Here is a 17,149-nt window from a genome sequence, read left to right as displayed (position 1 = left end):
GAATTTTTAAATTAATAATTCTTGGCCGCAAAGGTAGGCTGAATTTTATCTTTTTCAGACAAAATCACGTCATTTTCAGGAAGTTTCCAATCAATGCTGAGTTCCTTGTCGTTCCATAAAACGCCGCCTTCAGCTTCTTTTTTATAAAAATTATCGCATTTATAGGCAAAGACAGCCGTTTCTGAAAGCACTGAAAATCCATGTCCAAAACCTCTCGGGACATAGAACTGTAGCTTATTCTCAGCAGAAAGTTCAACGCCGAACCATTTGCCGAAAGTTGGCGAATCTTCACGAAGGTCTACGGCAACATCGAACACCTTACCTTCCAGGCATGAAACCAATTTGGCCTGTGCATGTTCGCCTTTCTGAAGATGAAGACCGCGCAGAACGCCGTAAGAAGATTTGGAAATGTTATCCTGTACAAAGTGGCCGTTCATTCCGGTAAGCTCCTCAAACTTCTGCTCATTGAATTTTTCGTAAAAATAACCGCGGTCGTCTTCGAAAACGGTAGGTTCTATGATATAGCAGTCTTTCAGGGGTGTAGGTTGGATTTTCATCGGCTATCAATTACTTTCTTAAACTTAATATGGTGTTTTTAATTCTGTTACGGTCTGCATCGGTGAGGCTGGACCCTGATGGCAAACACAATCCGATATTAAAAAGTTCTTCAGCAACTTTACCGCCGTAATAAGGTGCGTTATTAAAAACAGGCTGAAGATGCATCGGTTTCCAAAGCGGTCTCGATTCAATATTCTGTTTTTCCAGAGCCAAACGTAGATCTTCACGGCTAAACCCTGCTATATTCTCATCTACTGTAATGGCTGAGAGCCAGTGATTTGAGAAATAATCACCGTTAGGTTCTGTGAAAACCTTTACTCCGGAAAAGTCCTGGAAAACATCCAGATAAAACTCATGATTTTTTCGTCGGGCTGATATCCTTTCCTCCAAAACTTCCATTTGTCCTCTTCCTATCCCGGCAGAAATATTACTCATCCTGTAATTGTAACCAATCTCTGAGTGCTGGTAGTGTGGAGCCTGATCTCTCGCCTGGGTAGAAAGAAATACGGCTTTATCTTTTTGCTCTATGGTTTTACATACCAGCGCGCCTCCGCCGGATGTGGTGATGATTTTATTACCGTTAAAACTAAGGATGGACATTTCGCCGAAAGTTCCGCATCGCTGTCCTTTGAAAGTTGAACCCAGCGCTTCAGCCGCATCTTCGACGAGTGGAATCTCATATTTTGCAGCCACGGCTTTAATCTGATCAAGTTTCGCAGGCATCCCGTAAAGATGAACCACAATAATGGCTTTAGGCTTTTTCCCTTTTGCAGCTCTGTCTGTAATTGCTTCTTCCAGCGCTTTCGGGCAAATATTCCATGTATCGGGCTCGCTGTCTACAAAAACAGGTTGTGCTCCCACGTAGGTAATTGGATTAGCAGATGCCGAGAAGGTGAAACTTTGACAAATTACTTCATCACCGGATTTCACGCCTAATATAACGAGCGCTAAATGCAGCGCCGCTGTTCCTGAACTCAAAGCAGCAACTTCAACATCGCTGTTTAAATAACATTTTAGATCCTCTTCAAAATTATTGACATTAGGACCTAAAGGGGCAACCCAGTTCTGATCAAAAGCTTCATGGATATAGTTTAATTCGGTTCCTCCCATATGCGGTGAGGAAAGCCATATCTTATTGTTCATTATGTTGAATGTTTGATTCGTTAATTTTAATTACTTTGCCCGGATTCCCTACTACCGTGGCAAAATCTGGAACATCTTTAATAACTACAGTGCCTGCGCCAACTACAGCCCACTTTCCAATGCGCACGCCTTGTATTACAGAAGCACCTATCCCAATATGAGCCCCATCACCCACTTCTACATTTCCTGCGAGAGCAGCATTAGGAGAAATATGTACATAATCGCCTACCTTACAGTCGTGTTCGACGACAGCTCCGGTATTGATTATACAGTGGCGGCCAATTTCAGCCGCGGCATTCACCGCAGCTTGAGCCATGATTACTGTACCTGCACCAATCTGTGAAAAAGATGAAATAACTGCTGTAGGGTGTATAGCCTTCTGATAATAAAAAGGATATCGTTCTGAAATTATTTTCCTGGCTCGGTTGTTTCCGATGGAGATTATAACTTTCTGATCAAAATCGGATATTGTATTCTTTTGGACCGCTACCCCCATTATTTCATGAGTCTTCGGGTGATCATCAATGATGAGATCTACCTGTATTCCGTTCGAAATAAGAAGATCAAGAATAACTTTACTATGTCCACTGGCGCCAAACAGGATCATGACAAATTTCCTTTAAATTCTTCGGATGTAACGTGCCCTTCCTGGGTGATCCCTTCCGAAACAAAAACTTTTTTTACTGTAAGCAAAAGTATCTTTATATCCAGTATAAAACTAATATGATCTACGTACCATACGTCGTATTCGAATTTTTTTTCCCAACTGATAGCATTGCGGCCGTTAACCTGAGCCCATCCGGTTATTCCTGGTCTTAACTCATTTCTGCGGCGCTGAAAATCGTTGTAAAGATTTAGGTATTCGGGTAGCAGAGGTCTGGGACCGATGAGGGACATTTCGCCCTTCATCACATTGATAAGCTGGGGAATTTCGTCAAGCGAAGTTTTACGGACAAAAGCACCAATTTCTGTTAACCGTTCACTGTCTGACAGAAGATTCCCATGCATATCCTTTTTGTCATTCATGGTCTTAAACTTGATGATTTGAAAAATCTTACCGTCCTTACCCGGTCTTTTCTGAAAGAAAAACGGCTTACCCTGATTGGCGAAATAGAGACCTATTGTAACAATTATGAATAAAGGACTTACGATGATCAGACCGATAATGGAAGAAGTAAAATCGAAAAAGCGTTTAAATAGGTGTTTGTACATTTTTTTCTAGATTTTGATATTCTTCCAATAGGGCGGTAAGCACCACACTTTGCTGATAACGATCCGCAATCATCGATCTGGCATTCTGTTTCAGCTTTTCTCTCAATTCCGAATCAGTAATAATTTTTACCATGCATTCATGCAAAATTAAGTCATTTTTCGGAGGAATAACAATACCGTTTTGATGGTGAATGATGATTTCATTGGATCCGTTGATGTCTGTAACTATTGAGGGAAGTTCCATAGCACCGGCCTGCATTACTACATTCGGGAAGCCTTCTCTGTAACTCGGAAAGACAAGCGCATCCGCAATTGCGAGGAAAACCCGCACATCCTGCTGAAAACCTACAGAGATGATATTCGGATTATCTGTCATTTCCCGCAAGGTTTCTGGTTCCAGCCCATTATCTGCTTCCAATGGTCCTACTAAAAGGAGTTTAACCGGTACACCTTTTATTTTTTTTAAAGCTGAGATTAATTCATTTATCCCTTTATCTTTTACGAGACGTCCGATAAAAATGAAAACAAAATCTTCAGGCAAAATAGCCAACTGATTTTTTAATAACTGCTTATCTTCCGGAGTAAATAACGCCGGCTTAAAAAAATCAAGATCAATACCGTTTACATTACCATTAGCTAGTATTCTGAGGGGTTTTCTTGTAATATTGTAAGCAAGGAGATCTTTTCGAACACCTTCTCCTTCAGGATAAATATTGGTGGCGCAGTAACAGAGCAACCTGTCCATAGCGATCAGGAGATGCTTCATGGCTCCTGTTGAAGTGGGAAAAATCAATCCCGTAAAAGTGTGCATTCTAACTGGTACATTTGCCAGCTTAGCTGCAATCATAGATAGCAGTCCAGCTTTTGGTGTTATGGAATGGACGATCAACGGCTTTTCTTTTTTAAAGTAGGTATACAGATTAATTAACGAAAGCAGATCATCAAAAATTGAGATTTTCCGCTTCATTTCTATACCTTTTGTCTCGACAGCTTCTCTTTCGCCTACCTCGACCAAATCTTTACCTGGACTAGATATTGCAATAACGTGATAATATCTGCTTAGAAATTTAAATTGATTTCTCAGCAAAATATTTAATGATAAAGGTACCGTAGCTACCCGAATAATCTTATTCAAACCTGCCATTTAAATTAAAATTATTAGGATTTACAACAAAACCTGAGGTTTTCAACTTGTGATTTAGAAATGTTTGTCTACTATTATTAGAGCTAAAAGCGATTTTTCTAATGCCGTAATAGCTTGCAGAAATCCTCTTATTTCGGCCTACTGCCTGAAAAGGGTATGCCTCAGTGATTTTAAAAATATAAAAGTATAACAGCTTAGATATATTCATCGTAAATTTTCGTCTTAGGCAAAAGTATCCAATTCTTTTTGAAATCGAGTAAAATCTACGTTATTTCTGCGGGGCTGTTTGTTACGAATCGCAATATATTTATCATCCAATCCAAAAAAAAAGATTATTCGTGCTACAATACTTTTGATATATGAACTTAAAATCGTCTTCAGTTTGAGGACCGGTTTTCCACGCAGATACTTATCGGATCTAAATATTTTGCGTTGCTGTTTAAGTCTGAATAAATAGGTCGCCAATTTAAAGGTTAATGGATCCCGATAAAAAAGCAAAGGTTCATGAAGAGTTTTGAAAACGGAAGATTGATGACTTGTGAGCCAAAGATCAAAATCTTCTGCACCAATAAGATCTTCCTTATAGCTGAATTTAGAGAACCATGCCGTTTTTCCTGCCACAGTAGGGTGTATAAATGCTCCGGTTTTCAGAGCCTCTTCGTAGGTAAGCGGAGGTGATGAGTTTCTTAATCCGATGATCTGATTCTCGTCATCAATAATTACTGCAGAACTCCCTATTACATCTACATCGGGATTATTTTCCAGAAATGCCACCTGTTTTTCAACACGGTCTTTAAACATGATATCGTCAGCATCCATTCTGATAAAATATTTCCCATTCGCAAGACTGATCTGCTGATTTAAGCGGTATGAAATTCCTTTATTTTTTCCATCGGACAAAAGTATAATTCTGGGATCACGAAATTTTTCTACACACTTTACGGAATTATCGGTACTCCCATCATCCGTGATAATTAATTCAAAATTTGTATATGTTTGGCTCAGTACTGATTTTAAAGCTGAATCCAAAAACTTCTCGGCATTATACACCGGGATTCCAATGCTTACCAACGGAATATTTCGATCTACAGTCTTATCCATTTGGCAGGTATTAAATCTTTTGTAGTCTCATTTAGGGCACCATTATACCAGTTTTTGGGAGCAATCACAATCTTATGGGGATTATTGTTAAGCCAAGCGCCCCACCAGCTGAACGTACTGTTGGCGATGATATTACTTTTGCACAAAGACATTAGATAAAGGTCTGCGACAGGACTTTTTGTGAGTGCAGAATTGTCTACAAAAACGAATTCGGTACCCTTATCAAAAACTTTTACCAAGTTATCTTTAACCCAATTCACATCGTTTGAAAACACATAGAAAACAGGATTCTCAACCCTTGTGAGTACTTCCCGAACCGCGGCTATATAATACTGCAAAGAGCACTCGGCAAAAAGCTGCTGATTGGCTTTTAAGAGATAATCTCCTCTACGGATGTGCATACTTACACTGTTATCTTTTTTAATTTCAGCCAAACAGTGTAAGTTTTTAAATGATAATTCATCAAATCTTAGTTCGGAACGCAGTTCATTCTCAATAGCTTCAAGATATTTGTACGATTGCCAGTATCCGTCATAAACCACCTTACCTGCAGGAAATTCTGGAACAAAACCAGAGTATTTTTCAATATGTGCTTTGCGGTTCAGAAAAGGAAGTGTAGCAAAAAGCTTACGGCATACACGTTCAGTAAGAGGACTGATAAAACCGTAACCTGCACTTTTCAGTTCGTTTTCTGAAGAGAACTCAATATTCTTCACAAAGTAGTTCAAGTCTAATTTCTTTATGGGTGTTATTCTGGAGAAAAAAAAATTAGTGGGCACTCCCCTCGTTTTCTCCAGGTATTTCCCAAAACTATACTGGAAAAGTTGGTTGCCAAGTCCTCCCCAAAGTTTTACATGATTTGTCATTTAATTATTATTTGAAAGGTTTCCCAAACGGGAGGTTTGAAACTCAGTACAGCGTTACTCAAATTTTTGGCGAGCGGTTGCTCCAATAAAAGTTCGTTATTTCGAATGGTAGATATTCTGTTATATTCATCGCTACCTGCAAATTTAATCCAATCTCCAACAAGTAGGCTGCCGCTGAATATCGATTTTACACTCTTATCTCCCTTTTTACCCGAAACTGTAATTTTTTTTAGAGTTCCGCTGGTACCCGGCTCTGTACATACTAAGCCCACCACCCCGCCATTTGGCTCCGAATACTGAATTTTATCCCCTATTTCCCAGGCATCTACAGTTGTGGGTGCAGAATCAGCAAAAAGGGTAATTTTCCCTTCATTAAACTGCAGTGATTTCTGTAAAGACTGAACTTTGCCATTTCTGTCGTAAGGAATTACAAGTACGTTTCCCGTGGCTTTCAGGGTTCTGTCTATCAGGTTAGTGACCCTCCTTGTGCCGCCACTATTAATATCCAGGATATGAAACTGCACCAGATTTAATAGTAACTTGCCTGTGCCGTACAGAAGCGGTTTGGGGGAACTAATCCCAAAACCTACTGAATCGGTTGGATCCTCGAAATTCACATTATTAAGGGTTATGGTACTGCCAAAAGATATTCTTCCAAATGCACTGAGACGTCTTACCGAACGCTTAAGATAACCTTCGACAGGATTCAAATTAAAACTGAAATTAGAAACTGATAGAGAACTGTTTCCATCGAGCAAAAAAGCCAAACCATTTCGCTGGGTACCTGAACTGTTGACCGTTATAAAACCACTGTTAATGCTGCTGTTTTGTGAATTTATGCTGTAAACAAGCGGTAATTCCTCTGGCAACCCTGTATTGCCAGGATAAGTTTCTGCATACAGCCCATTAAAATTGATATTAACAGTTGTATTTGAGGTTGCAGACAGCTTAATGAGGGTGCCTGTACAGCTGCTGAAAGTAATTTTATTAAAATAGCTGTTATTACTTGCGTCCCGGTGTGGATTTTTGGTCGAATAGGCAAAATCAATGATTCCGGTTTCGGGAACTCCATTCTCTTCTGCTTTCTGATTCTGTCCCGAACTTTCTACTTTGATATTACTAAAATAAGACTCCCAGAAATTACCTTTAATTGCGCTTTTGCCGATATTTCTGAAACTAAGATTTTCAAAATTCATATATTCGGTAAAGTCTAGGACGACGCCGAAATTTCTTATTCGCGCATTTTCGCTGTTAATATGTAAATTACTTATTCCACCTCCTGTGAGAAGACTGTCCCAGGCATTTTCGACCGGTTTTCTTCCGTATAAAAAAACAGGAGCATTTTCATTTTTATCTGCAATTGCATGAATTATCGTTGCACCTGGCCCATCACCAAATATTTTGGTAAAATGGTCATCGATCACATAACTCCCGTTGGATCGATATACTGATGACGGAATGTATAGGGAATTACCTCCCATATGTGAGCCAAACGCAGAGGTTTTTTGACGGTTTTTAAAAAAATCGGAAAGGGGCTGCGTATCGTCGCTGCCAGATTTTAGCGCGTTCATATCACCGGAATTGCTATAAACGCCATCACCTTTTGCCCCGTAATTCTTGGGAGTAATACTGGTGTAATTTACTGTTTTGTAAAATTTTTGATTCAGCTGGATGATAAAACTACCGTCAGCATCTTTTACAGTAACCTTCTGGCCGTTGGGAAGTATTGCTATTTCTTCATAGGTAAGCACTTTTTTTGAAATAGGATCAACCAGTGATATTGTTTGACTGTTAACAATACCGCCTATAAAGAAAAAAAACAACGAAAAGATTTGCAGAGCTTTCATTTTGTTACTTTAAGAGTTTTTTCAGTAGAATTGATATCTCATTTAAAATTACAAAAACTGAACTTTTAAACATTCCTATATTTTCATATTTTTTCAAATAATACAAAGCACTTTGGTACTTGTATACTTCCATCTTCCGGTTAATATTTTTAGCATTGGAATTGGTAGAAACACCTTGCAGGTGCTTTACTGATGTATAACCGTTCAGTAGACATTTTTTGTTCGCCTCCAGAATCTTTCTGCCTAAAATTACTTCTTCATAATACAGGAAAGTGCCTTCATCTAAACTGCCATATTGCTCTATAAATTTTGCATCTATAATGAATGCTGCGCCATTTATAGAATCACAATGAATATATTTATTTACAAACGGCATTTGATCGCGGTAAAGAAAATAGCGGGTAAGTTTTTTAATAAAAGGGGTAAATAGCGGTACGGAAAGTTTAAACATTTGATCTGCAGATAAGATCCGGCGTACCTGAATCTGTTCTTCCAGGGGCTCATCGACTGCAACAGTATCAACTAGCGGCGACGATGCAGCAACTTCCGGATGCATTATCATCCCATGAACCAATTTTTTGACAAAATCTTCATCATCTAGAATCAGATCATTGTTTAGAATGAGATGATAGTCCGTCCTTTTTCCAGTTTTATGAACTATGCCTAAATTATTTCCGCGTGCATATCCCAAATTTTCTTCAGAAAACAGCTTAATTACATATGCAGGCAGATGGTTTAGGATTTCTTTTTCCTGCGTTCTGCTTGCATTATCCACCACCACGACTTCAAGAGATGGATAAGTCTGCTTTTCCAATTGCTTTACAAGATCTATGGTGTAAGAACTTTCATTGTAATTTAAAATTACAATCCTGACGGCTGGATTATTATTCATAAGTAATTTTTTTTGTGAAAAAATTGATGATTAATAAAATGACGACAGTGAGCAATACCGGAAAGCGTATAAATTCATTATTTGCAAATACAAACACATTGAAATAACAGATATATCCGTAAAAAATAATGTTGAAAAGATTATTGTAATTCTGTTTTACCAATCTGTAACAGTAGTCTGAGAACAAACCGATGATCATCGATCCTAATAATGCACCAATAATACCAAAATCCAAAGCAAAAGCATCTAAAAAAGAATAAGTGTTTGTGGTAAGCCTGTCGGACCATTCCCGGACGTAAGACGGATACGTATCAATGAGCCCAATTTTTTTTAAAATATAATTAAATGCGTCGAAGGTGTAATAACCTATGTCGTAAGAATTACTGTCGAGATACTTTCCATCCGTGATATCCTGAAAGACGTACAGGCCGCCAAAAAGATAAAGATTGATTTCCTCTGTTACATCATTCAGGGAAGCGTTGTCGCCTAACAGCAAAAGCTGTGAGGCCGCGAAAACTCCTATGGTCACTAACACCGATATCACAATTGTCCTAACTGGAATCATAATGCGGTAAATATAAACATAGGAAATAAGGAGCATGATAAGAAGCTGGAGAAAAGGTGCTCTGGTAAAACGAAGCGAGGAAATCATAATGCCCGCTACAATAAGTCCGACAAATATAATTTTACTCATTTTCTTATTTTTCACACAAAACAGAGCGAGCGGTATATAAATGAGATACGATCTCTGAAACAAGGCTTTGAAGATGTTACTTTCATCTACTTCTTCAAATTCCTGTTTGGTACGCATAGAGACCCATGCCTCCAGTGAACTGAAATTAAAGACTACCTTATTCAGCAAGTCATAATTCGCAATAAGCCCAAGAATTAGCAGTAAAAAAACAATAACATTTAGCGTGTTGAAATTGTAATACCGTTGCTTTGCGACTTCATACTTTGGCATTTTTAATATGGATGAACCGAACAGATAGGTGAAAAAACATCCATAATACAGTATAACGGAACTGTCATCAACTTTACCGGGATATGCCAACTGTACACCTATAATGATAAATAACCATATAAAACTAAATAAAGTGAGGTGGTTCAACACATAGTCATAAACCTTCAATCTTCTCTGAAGAAGCCATCCTGCAAGTAAAAGCATCAATATGTTAAAGATAATCATCATAACTTTTGCTTTGTAACTGATATTAGATTCCAAAAAATTCCCAGGTCATTTCGCTGTATCAGCAAAAATATAAAATAGATGATCAGGTAGATTCCAAAAGCATAAAGATTTCCAAGAGTTAAAAACGCAAGGATAAAAACGGCGGGGAGCAGTAACCCGAAGATCTCCTGTTTGAGTTGTTTGAGTTGAAAATGACGGCTGAGGTAATTCTCAACGAGATATCCCCTTAACGCAATGCTTAAAGTCATTCCCACTACCAGGAGCATAAGTGAGTTCGTCATCACGCCCATGGCAGAAAAAGCTAGTGACAGGAGTAAGCCCATGACATTGATGATCAAGAGCTTTCTTTCTTTCCTTAACACCTTCATATACGTACCCAACAAAACCTGCATTTTCCCTTCGAAAACTAATACAGGTAAAATAATAATCATGGATGACAGATGAGAGCTGTATTTCGGAAGCCAGAAATCTATACCCCATTCTAATAGGGGAAAAAACAGTAAGAGACCAAATAATAAAGAATTCAGAAACCCAAGGGTGTAGTGGTAAATAGATCTCTTTTCATCATTGTTCTTGTTTCTTAACAGCGGAAAAATTACAACACCAATCTGCCGGATAAAGAAGATAAAAAAAGTGGTGAGTGTAAGTATAAATGAGATTTTACCAAATTCTACAATCCCCCATTTTTTCTCGATAAAAAATCTGCCGGTGCCGAGAATCAACATGCTTGCTATCGTAGAAAACATGAGTTGACTCCCTACCGATACATTCTTTTTTATTTCATTAATATATGAAGGAATTAGGTTGGCAAAGAAAGGCTGATTTATGATGTCTTTAATGAGGTAAATGCAGAATACCATTGCCACACCATGAGCCGCGAGGTAAACCCTAACGAAAGGTTCGTACGACCGCTGCCCACTTACTGCCAGTATGATGAAAAAGAGCACCAGAAGAAGATTCGTGAGAAGAGTAACGCGCGAAAAATCCTTTAATCTGTTCATCGACTGTAGGGAAAGAGTCACAAAAGAGGTAATATTTGAAATCACTAAAAAAAACATTGTATAAAAAATAACGAACAGTCGGTCAGGCTGGTCTGCCGTAGTGGCTTTATACGTTAAAAAAAAAACAGATGCAAAAAGGAATTGGGCTGCAGCAAGCATTACAAACTGCCCTTTCAATAGTGATTTATTGATTTTGCTGTAATTTTTTCCTCCATATCTCAGATAAATACCATCATTGAGACCCAGATGAAAAAAACCGACAAAAGAGGAATAAAACAAAAACAACTGCCAATATCCGAAACTTTCCACGGTCATCATTTTAGGGAAAACCAAACTAATGACGATATAAAAAAGCAGCCCCACCAATTGCGAGAAAATGAGAAATAGGAAATTTTTAATGCTGCCTCTGATGTTCAATTTCTATAACTTTATAGGTTTTGTATATACCAGTCGTAAATCCGGTTTACGCCTTCTTCAATTTCAATTTCGTGTTTCCACCCAAGCGCGTTCAGTTTGCTTACATCAACCAGTTTCCTGAAGGTGCCGTCCGGTTTGGAGGAATCAAAAAGAATTTTACCTTGGTAATGTATTCTGTCAGCGATAAGTTTGGATAGACCTCTGATGGTAATATCTCTGCCAGTACCGATATTAATATGAGTATTCCTGATCTCTTTCCCTGAATACAAATCTTTAAAATCAACATTATTCATTACAAATAGGCATGCATCGGCCATTTCTTCGCTCCAGAGGAATTCGCGCATTGGTGTTCCTGATCCCCATAATTCAACACGGTCTTCAAAAATACCGTACCGTGCCAGCATTTCGATTATTTCCGATTCAGTTTCGGAACCATTTAAATCTTGCACCGGTCTCGCTTTAAGATCTTTGCGTACTTCTCCCCAATTCCTGTCCATTAGCTGTTTAGAAAGATGAATTTTACGGATCATGGCAGGAAGTACATGGCTTCGCTCGAGATCGAAATTATCATTGGGTCCGTACAGATTGGTAGGCATTACGGAAATAAAATTTGTCCCGTACTGTATATTAAAACTCTCACACATTTTCAGACCGGCAATTTTGGCGATTGCATAGGGTTCATTGGTATATTCCAAAGTATCGGTGAGGAGTTCATTTTCAGAAATCGGCTGCTGTGCTTCTTTAGGATAAATACAGGTGCTGCCCAGAAACAGCAGCTTTTTTACCTTTGTCTCAAATGCACTGACAATTACATTCTGCTGAATCTGTAAATTCTTATATATAAAATCTGCCCGGTAGGTATTATTGGCCATAATTCCGCCAACATAAGCAGCCGCAAGGAAGACATATTCCGGTCTTTCCTCCGCAAAAAATTTTGAAGTTGCACCACCATCCAAAAGGTCCAGTTCAGCAGATGTTCTGCCAATCACATTGGTATAACCCAAGTCAGTAAGCTTTTTAAAAATAGCAGAGCCTACAAGCCCGCGGTGTCCTGCAACATATATTTTACTGGTTTTCTCCATGATTTCGATTTCTTTAAGCGTGAATTTTTTTCACAAATTCCATATCATGCTTTACCATAATATCCACAAGCTCATCGAATGATGTCTTTGTTGGATTCCAACCAAGCAGCGTTCTAGCTTTGGTAGGGTCTCCAAGTAGCAGTTCCACTTCTGCGGGACGGAAATACTTTGCATCCACTTCAATTAATACTTTACCAGTCCTGCTGCAACTCCCTTTTTCGTCAACTCCGTCTCCTTCCCATATAAGATCAATGCCTGCCCCTTTAAAAGCTTTGGTACAGAATTCGCGCACGCTGTGCATTTCACCTGTTGCAATTACGAAATCTTCGGGGGTCGGGTGTTGAAGCATCATCCACATACATTCTACATAATCTTTTGCATAGCCCCAGTCCCGCATCGCATCAAGATTTCCAATATATAATTTATCTTGATAGCCCTGCGCGATTCTGGCTGCTGCCAAACTTATTTTCCTTGTTACAAAAGTTTCACCTCTTCTTTCACTCTCGTGATTGAATAGAATACCGTTTACACAGTACATTCCATAGGATTCGCGGTAATTTTTGGTAATCCAGAAGCCATAGAGCTTGGCTACCCCATACGGAGAGCGCGGATAAAAAGGGGTAGTTTCTTTTTGTGGAACTTCCTGTACCAGACCATACAGCTCTGAGGTAGAAGCCTGGTAAATCCTGGTTTTACTTTCCATTTTAAGAATTCTTACCGCCTCAAGTAATCTCAGTGTTCCCACTGCATCTGTTTCTGCTGTATATTCAGGGACATCAAAACTTACCTTTACATGGCTCTGTGCCGCCAGATTATAGATCTCGTCCGGCTGAGTCAGCTGTATGATCCTCATTAGTGAACTTGAATCTGTCATATCACCGTAATGCAGATTAATGAGTCTTTTCTGATGCATATCCCTTACCCATTCATCAAAATAAAGATGTTCAATTCTATCCGTATTAAATGATGATGATCGCCGGATGATACCGTGAACTTCATAACCTTTTTCTAGTAAAAATTCTGCCAAAAACGAGCCGTCCTGTCCTGTAATTCCAGTGATAAGCGCAACTTTATTCATAAGTGTTTAATGTTTTTAAATCCTGCTATAATCATCCTGGACACGGATGATATCATCTTCGCCAAAATAATTACCGTACTGAACCTCTATAAAAATGAGAGGATTTTCTGTTCTGTTCTCTATTCGGTGATGTGCTCCCAGCGGTATCTGAGCTACATTCCCCGGCCCGTAATCTTGTATCTGATCATTGATGGTTACGGTTCCCGTTCCGGAAACCATAGTCCATACTTCCGCTCTATGTTCATGATATTGCAATGAGAGCCTGTGCCCGGGATTAACCAGAATTTTCTTCACTTTATGAGTCTCTGTATCTTCCAGGACCCAATATTCGCCCCACGGACGCACGTCATGTTCCATATCCATTGATATCCGCTTTAAAATTTATCTCGTAGTCTTGAAAAAAAACCTTTTTCTTCAGCCTGATAGCCGTAGCCATATTTATTACCATAACCGAAATGCTCTTTACCAACATCATTAAGTACAAATCCTACATTTCTTATTTTGTTGGTACTGACCTGTCTGTTGGCAAATTCAATAAGTGACTTTTCGGTATAGGCAGATCGTGTGATGTATAGGGTAGCATCTGCAAGTGCCGACGTAAGCAAGGTATCGGTTACAAGCATCAGTGGAGCGGTATCAACAATAATATAATCATATATGGTCTGAAGCTGCTCAATAAGTTTTTCATATCTTCCATTAGACAGGAGCTCTGCTGGATTAGGAGGTATACTTCCAGAATAAATCACATCGAGATGCGGATTAAAACTTGATAAATGAATAATATCTTCAAGTTTTTCATTTTCATTGTACAGATATTCCGTTAGTCCGTCCAAACCTTTAGAAGCAGGATTATAGCGCTGTAACTGTGGATTTCTAATGTCTGCCCCAATGATTATAACCTTATGTCTTGGTCCGGCAACCGTAAGAGCAAGATTCACAGAAACAAAGGTTTTCCCTTCCCCCTTTATAGTTGATGTAACAAAAACTACTTTTCCTTTGTCCTTTTTCGGAAGCATAAAATTCATATTGGTAACAAGAATCCTGAATGCTTCAGCCATAGGCGAAATATCGTTCTGTTCCACAATTTCGCTTTTACCCTTTTCTGTGCTTGGCACTTCGCCAATAATTGGGGTAGTAGACAACTTTTCAAGGTCATGTTTAGAACGGATTTTATCATTGAAAAGTTCTCTGATATAAATAAAGGCATAAGGAAGCAGTAAACCTGATAACAGTGCCACGGCCAGCGTGATAAGCTTCTTGGGTGCTACCGGTTTATCTGAGGCAAATGCATAGTCAATGATCCGTGCTTTCGGTGAAGTGATCGCCAATGAAATAGCAGCCTCCTCCCGTTTCTGCAATAGTAAAAGGTAAAGATTTTCTTTAATCTGCTGTTGTCTTTCAATACTCCTGAACATTTTCTCCTGCGCTGGAATTTTAGAAATCTTACCGGTGAGTAAATTCTGTTCACCTACGAGCTGGTTTCTTGTTATTACAAGTGAATTCTGGTATTTTACCAATGCATCAGTAACTGAAGTCTTCATGACTGCCAGTTGCTTATTCAGCTCAATCACAAGAGGGTTTTGCGGTGTCGCGTTCTCCAGTAATCTGTTTTTCTCCAGTACAAGTTGATTGTAAGCATTGATATTTGCCGCCGCGAGAGGATTCCCTAATCCTACACTGGCCGGCAGAGTCTGGGTGCCGCCCAAACGTTGCATATAGCTTATCAGACCATTGGTAATATCCAACTGTCCTTCAGTTTCAAGGATTCTGGTTTTGGCTGCTTGCGAGCTTCCCAAATTAAGCTGGGCTTCAGTTGGGATATCGGTAATCTTATTGGCAGTTTTGAATCTTTCTTTTTCACTTTCCACTTCCCCAAGTTCCCCGGCGATAATGCTCACGCGCTCATCGATAAAATCCTTCGTCTTTTTCGACTCCGTATTCTTATCACTTATGGCATCGTTATTATATGCATCTACAAGTTTATTGATGATGCTCCTGCCTTTATCTATATTGGAATGATTAATGGATAATCTTACTACGGTGGCATCTTTATCTACCAGATCCACCTTGATAATTTTCTGAAAAGTATTTACGGCTCCCTCGGTTGTAGAATATTTGATTTTTAACTCCCCCTCATGCTTTTTTAGAGAACCGACATACTCGGGATTTTTAAGAATCATCAGGTTCGCAAAAGGTAAATTTACCGTCTTTTTATAGGTAGTTACAATGCCGGAAGGAAGTTCTTCAGACGTAATTTCCAGTCGATCACCTGAAATTTTTAGATTAACAGGTTTTTCAAATTTTTGAGCGGTTTCTTTCTCAGCGATGACCTTTATGATAACTGGAGCGGTTTTTCCGTAAAGTTCCTCTTTCTTAAATCCCAGCTCCGAAATCAGTGACGTTTGAAGATCGAGCTCCTTTACTACATCCTGTACCAGTTTTTTGGATTTAAGAATCTCCATTTCATTCTCAATACTGTTGGTCTGCATCCCGCCAAATCCTGAGAGTTGAGAAAGCATTCCCATTTCCGAAGATGGCGCTTTACGTGCGTCTTTTACAAGAATTGATGACTGTACACTGTATACGGGGGTAGCTGTTCTGATATAAAAAATCCCAAGTGCGAGCATGATGAGGACAGAAATCATAAACCACCACCATTTTGCGAGATAAGGTTTAATAATTTCTTTTATATTAACCTCATTTGAAACTTGAATTTCGGGACCTGAACTTTGGCTCATCTAATTATTTTAAAGTAAAATTATTTTTTAAAAATCGTAATGAAAATTCCCGCCAAACCAATGATGGTACCGGCAATTGCGATATAAGTACCCGTGTTCGGATTCAGACGGGCAGTTTTTTCCTTGGTTTCATTTGCTGAAACGTAAATCACGTCATTCTGTTTAAGTTCATAAAAAGGGGAATTAATAAAATTGGCATCCATAAGATTGATGCGTTCTTTTAAAATACGTCCTTCTTCATTTCTTACAAGGAGAATATCATTCCGCTTTCCGTACATGGTGAGATCACCTGCCAAACCCAGAGCATTCAACACATTGGCCTGTCCGTCGGGTACTGTATATTGTCCGGGATTGTTTACTTCACCCAGAACCGTAATTTTATAATTGGTGATTTTCAGGCTTACTGAAGGATTTTTCACAAATACTGCCACCCTGTCCCTGATTTCATCTTTAAAATCAACTAAGGTTTTGCCAGTCGCGCTCAGTTTTCCCAATACTGGAAAATCAATTTCTCCATTACTGTCTACCTGATAGATCGGAGCCGTACTTTTATCCAGTATCTGCGCAGCAGGCGCATTGGTACTTGGGGTAGAATATTGTGAGGCCTCGGCAGAAGAATAGTTTTGGTTGAACGGTTTTACTACGGTCATATCTTTGGCAGTAATAAATATGGCAAGCTGATCCCCCTTTTGAATGGTTGTTACAGAATTTTTCAGTACCGCCTCAGTGGCAATCTGCTCCACATTCTGCATATAATTAAGTTCACTGGGTTGATTCTGCGTTTTGCACGCCGAAAGCGCAAGAAGAAAAGCGAATAAAAGAATGACTTTATTTTTGTTCATGAGTACCATTTAAAATATCGATGCCTGCAAATATAC

16 protein-coding genes are annotated in these 17,149 nt (G+C 39.0%); all 16 read right to left on the bottom strand.

The features are described from left to right. Nucleotides 1–11 precede the first annotated feature (11 nt). On the bottom strand, nt 12–557 hold the full coding sequence (gene rfbC / locus KTV93_RS09165) for a dTDP-4-dehydrorhamnose 3,5-epimerase (protein WP_218248649.1): 546 nt from the start codon (nt 555–557) through the stop codon (nt 12–14). 10 nt (nt 558–567) lie between these two features. Continuing rightward, complete coding sequence (locus KTV93_RS09160; RefSeq protein WP_218248648.1) at nt 568–1,701, bottom strand: DegT/DnrJ/EryC1/StrS family aminotransferase; 1,134 nt, start codon at nt 1,699–1,701, stop codon at nt 568–570. Further along, entirely contained in the window at nt 1,691–2,308 is a 618-nt protein-coding gene (locus KTV93_RS09155; RefSeq protein WP_218248647.1) for an acetyltransferase, read from the bottom strand. Before KTV93_RS09155 ends, KTV93_RS09160 begins: the two co-directional genes overlap by 11 nt. Next, complete coding sequence (locus tag KTV93_RS09150; protein WP_218248646.1) at nt 2,305–2,913, bottom strand: sugar transferase; 609 nt, start codon at nt 2,911–2,913, stop codon at nt 2,305–2,307. Before KTV93_RS09150 ends, KTV93_RS09155 begins: the two co-directional genes overlap by 4 nt. Next, the gene (locus KTV93_RS09145; protein WP_218248645.1) at nt 2,894–4,057 is read right to left on the bottom strand and encodes a glycosyltransferase family 4 protein; all 1,164 of its coding nucleotides are present in this window, start codon (nt 4,055–4,057) and stop codon (nt 2,894–2,896) included. Before KTV93_RS09145 ends, KTV93_RS09150 begins: the two co-directional genes overlap by 20 nt. 222 nt (nt 4,058–4,279) lie before the next feature. After that, a complete protein-coding gene (locus KTV93_RS09140; protein ID WP_218248644.1) occupies nt 4,280–5,158 on the bottom strand; it encodes a glycosyltransferase family 2 protein in 879 nt (292 codons plus the stop codon). Continuing rightward, nucleotides 5,143–6,024, bottom strand: coding sequence for an alpha-1,2-fucosyltransferase (locus KTV93_RS09135; protein ID WP_218248643.1), 882 nt, complete (start codon nt 6,022–6,024; stop codon nt 5,143–5,145). The genes KTV93_RS09140 and KTV93_RS09135 overlap by 16 nt, the downstream gene beginning before the upstream one ends. Further along, nucleotides 6,021–7,871, bottom strand: a complete 1,851-nt coding sequence (locus KTV93_RS09130; RefSeq protein ID WP_218248642.1) for a hypothetical protein — start codon at nt 7,869–7,871, stop codon at nt 6,021–6,023. The genes KTV93_RS09135 and KTV93_RS09130 overlap by 4 nt, the downstream gene beginning before the upstream one ends. Nucleotides 7,872–7,875: 4 nt before the next feature. Beyond that, a complete protein-coding gene (locus KTV93_RS09125) occupies nt 7,876–8,763 on the bottom strand; it encodes a glycosyltransferase (protein WP_218248641.1) in 888 nt (295 codons plus the stop codon). Beyond that, complete coding sequence (locus tag KTV93_RS09120; protein WP_218248640.1) at nt 8,756–9,955, bottom strand: O-antigen polymerase; 1,200 nt, start codon at nt 9,953–9,955, stop codon at nt 8,756–8,758. Before KTV93_RS09120 ends, KTV93_RS09125 begins: the two co-directional genes overlap by 8 nt. Then, on the bottom strand, nt 9,952–11,373 hold the full coding sequence (locus KTV93_RS09115; protein ID WP_218248639.1) for an MATE family efflux transporter: 1,422 nt from the start codon (nt 11,371–11,373) through the stop codon (nt 9,952–9,954). Before KTV93_RS09115 ends, KTV93_RS09120 begins: the two co-directional genes overlap by 4 nt. Before the next feature lie 11 nt (nt 11,374–11,384). Further along, a complete protein-coding gene (locus KTV93_RS09110; protein ID WP_218248638.1) occupies nt 11,385–12,455 on the bottom strand; it encodes a GDP-L-fucose synthase family protein in 1,071 nt (356 codons plus the stop codon). Between the two features lie 13 nt (nt 12,456–12,468). Next, nucleotides 12,469–13,533, bottom strand: coding sequence for a GDP-mannose 4,6-dehydratase (gmd, locus tag KTV93_RS09105; protein WP_218248637.1), 1,065 nt, complete (start codon nt 13,531–13,533; stop codon nt 12,469–12,471). A gap of 15 nt (nt 13,534–13,548) precedes the next feature. Beyond that, on the bottom strand, nt 13,549–13,890 hold the full coding sequence (locus KTV93_RS09100) for a phosphomannose isomerase type II C-terminal cupin domain (RefSeq protein ID WP_218250524.1): 342 nt from the start codon (nt 13,888–13,890) through the stop codon (nt 13,549–13,551). Nucleotides 13,891–13,907: 17 nt separating this feature from the next. Beyond that, on the bottom strand, nt 13,908–16,271 hold the full coding sequence (locus KTV93_RS09095; protein WP_218248636.1) for a GumC family protein: 2,364 nt from the start codon (nt 16,269–16,271) through the stop codon (nt 13,908–13,910). 20 nt (nt 16,272–16,291) lie between these two features. Next, nucleotides 16,292–17,113 (bottom strand): polysaccharide biosynthesis/export family protein, encoded by an 822-nt coding sequence (locus KTV93_RS09090; protein WP_230259145.1) that lies wholly within the window; start codon nt 17,111–17,113, stop codon nt 16,292–16,294. Nucleotides 17,114–17,149 lie beyond the last annotated feature (36 nt).

Source organism: Kaistella faecalis (assembly GCF_019195395.1).
In the GTDB taxonomy this organism is placed as follows: domain Bacteria; phylum Bacteroidota; class Bacteroidia; order Flavobacteriales; family Weeksellaceae; genus Kaistella; species Kaistella faecalis.
This window is presented reverse-complemented; position numbering and strand designations above follow the sequence as displayed.

Coding starts and splice junctions, on each gene's coding strand:
- KTV93_RS09155 (WP_218248647.1), bottom strand. CDS start 2,308: ATGATCCTGTTTGGCGCCAGTGGACATAGTAAAGTTATTCTTGATCTT.
- KTV93_RS09145 (WP_218248645.1), bottom strand. CDS start 4,057: ATGGCAGGTTTGAATAAGATTATTCGGGTAGCTACGGTACCTTTATCA.
- KTV93_RS09120 (WP_218248640.1), bottom strand. CDS start 9,955: ATGATGATTATCTTTAACATATTGATGCTTTTACTTGCAGGATGGCTT.
- KTV93_RS09160 (WP_218248648.1), bottom strand. CDS start 1,701: ATGAACAATAAGATATGGCTTTCCTCACCGCATATGGGAGGAACCGAA.
- gmd (WP_218248637.1), bottom strand. CDS start 13,533: ATGAATAAAGTTGCGCTTATCACTGGAATTACAGGACAGGACGGCTCG.
- rfbC (WP_218248649.1), bottom strand. CDS start 557: ATGAAAATCCAACCTACACCCCTGAAAGACTGCTATATCATAGAACCT.
- KTV93_RS09140 (WP_218248644.1), bottom strand. CDS start 5,158: ATGGATAAGACTGTAGATCGAAATATTCCGTTGGTAAGCATTGGAATC.
- KTV93_RS09150 (WP_218248646.1), bottom strand. CDS start 2,913: ATGTACAAACACCTATTTAAACGCTTTTTCGATTTTACTTCTTCCATT.
- KTV93_RS09095 (WP_218248636.1), bottom strand. CDS start 16,271: ATGAGCCAAAGTTCAGGTCCCGAAATTCAAGTTTCAAATGAGGTTAAT.
- KTV93_RS09090 (WP_230259145.1), bottom strand. CDS start 17,113: ATGAACAAAAATAAAGTCATTCTTTTATTCGCTTTTCTTCTTGCGCTT.
- KTV93_RS09100 (WP_218250524.1), bottom strand. CDS start 13,890: ATGGAACATGACGTGCGTCCGTGGGGCGAATATTGGGTCCTGGAAGAT.
- KTV93_RS09130 (WP_218248642.1), bottom strand. CDS start 7,871: ATGAAAGCTCTGCAAATCTTTTCGTTGTTTTTTTTCTTTATAGGCGGT.
- KTV93_RS09135 (WP_218248643.1), bottom strand. CDS start 6,024: ATGACAAATCATGTAAAACTTTGGGGAGGACTTGGCAACCAACTTTTC.
- KTV93_RS09125 (WP_218248641.1), bottom strand. CDS start 8,763: ATGAATAATAATCCAGCCGTCAGGATTGTAATTTTAAATTACAATGAA.
- KTV93_RS09110 (WP_218248638.1), bottom strand. CDS start 12,455: ATGGAGAAAACCAGTAAAATATATGTTGCAGGACACCGCGGGCTTGTA.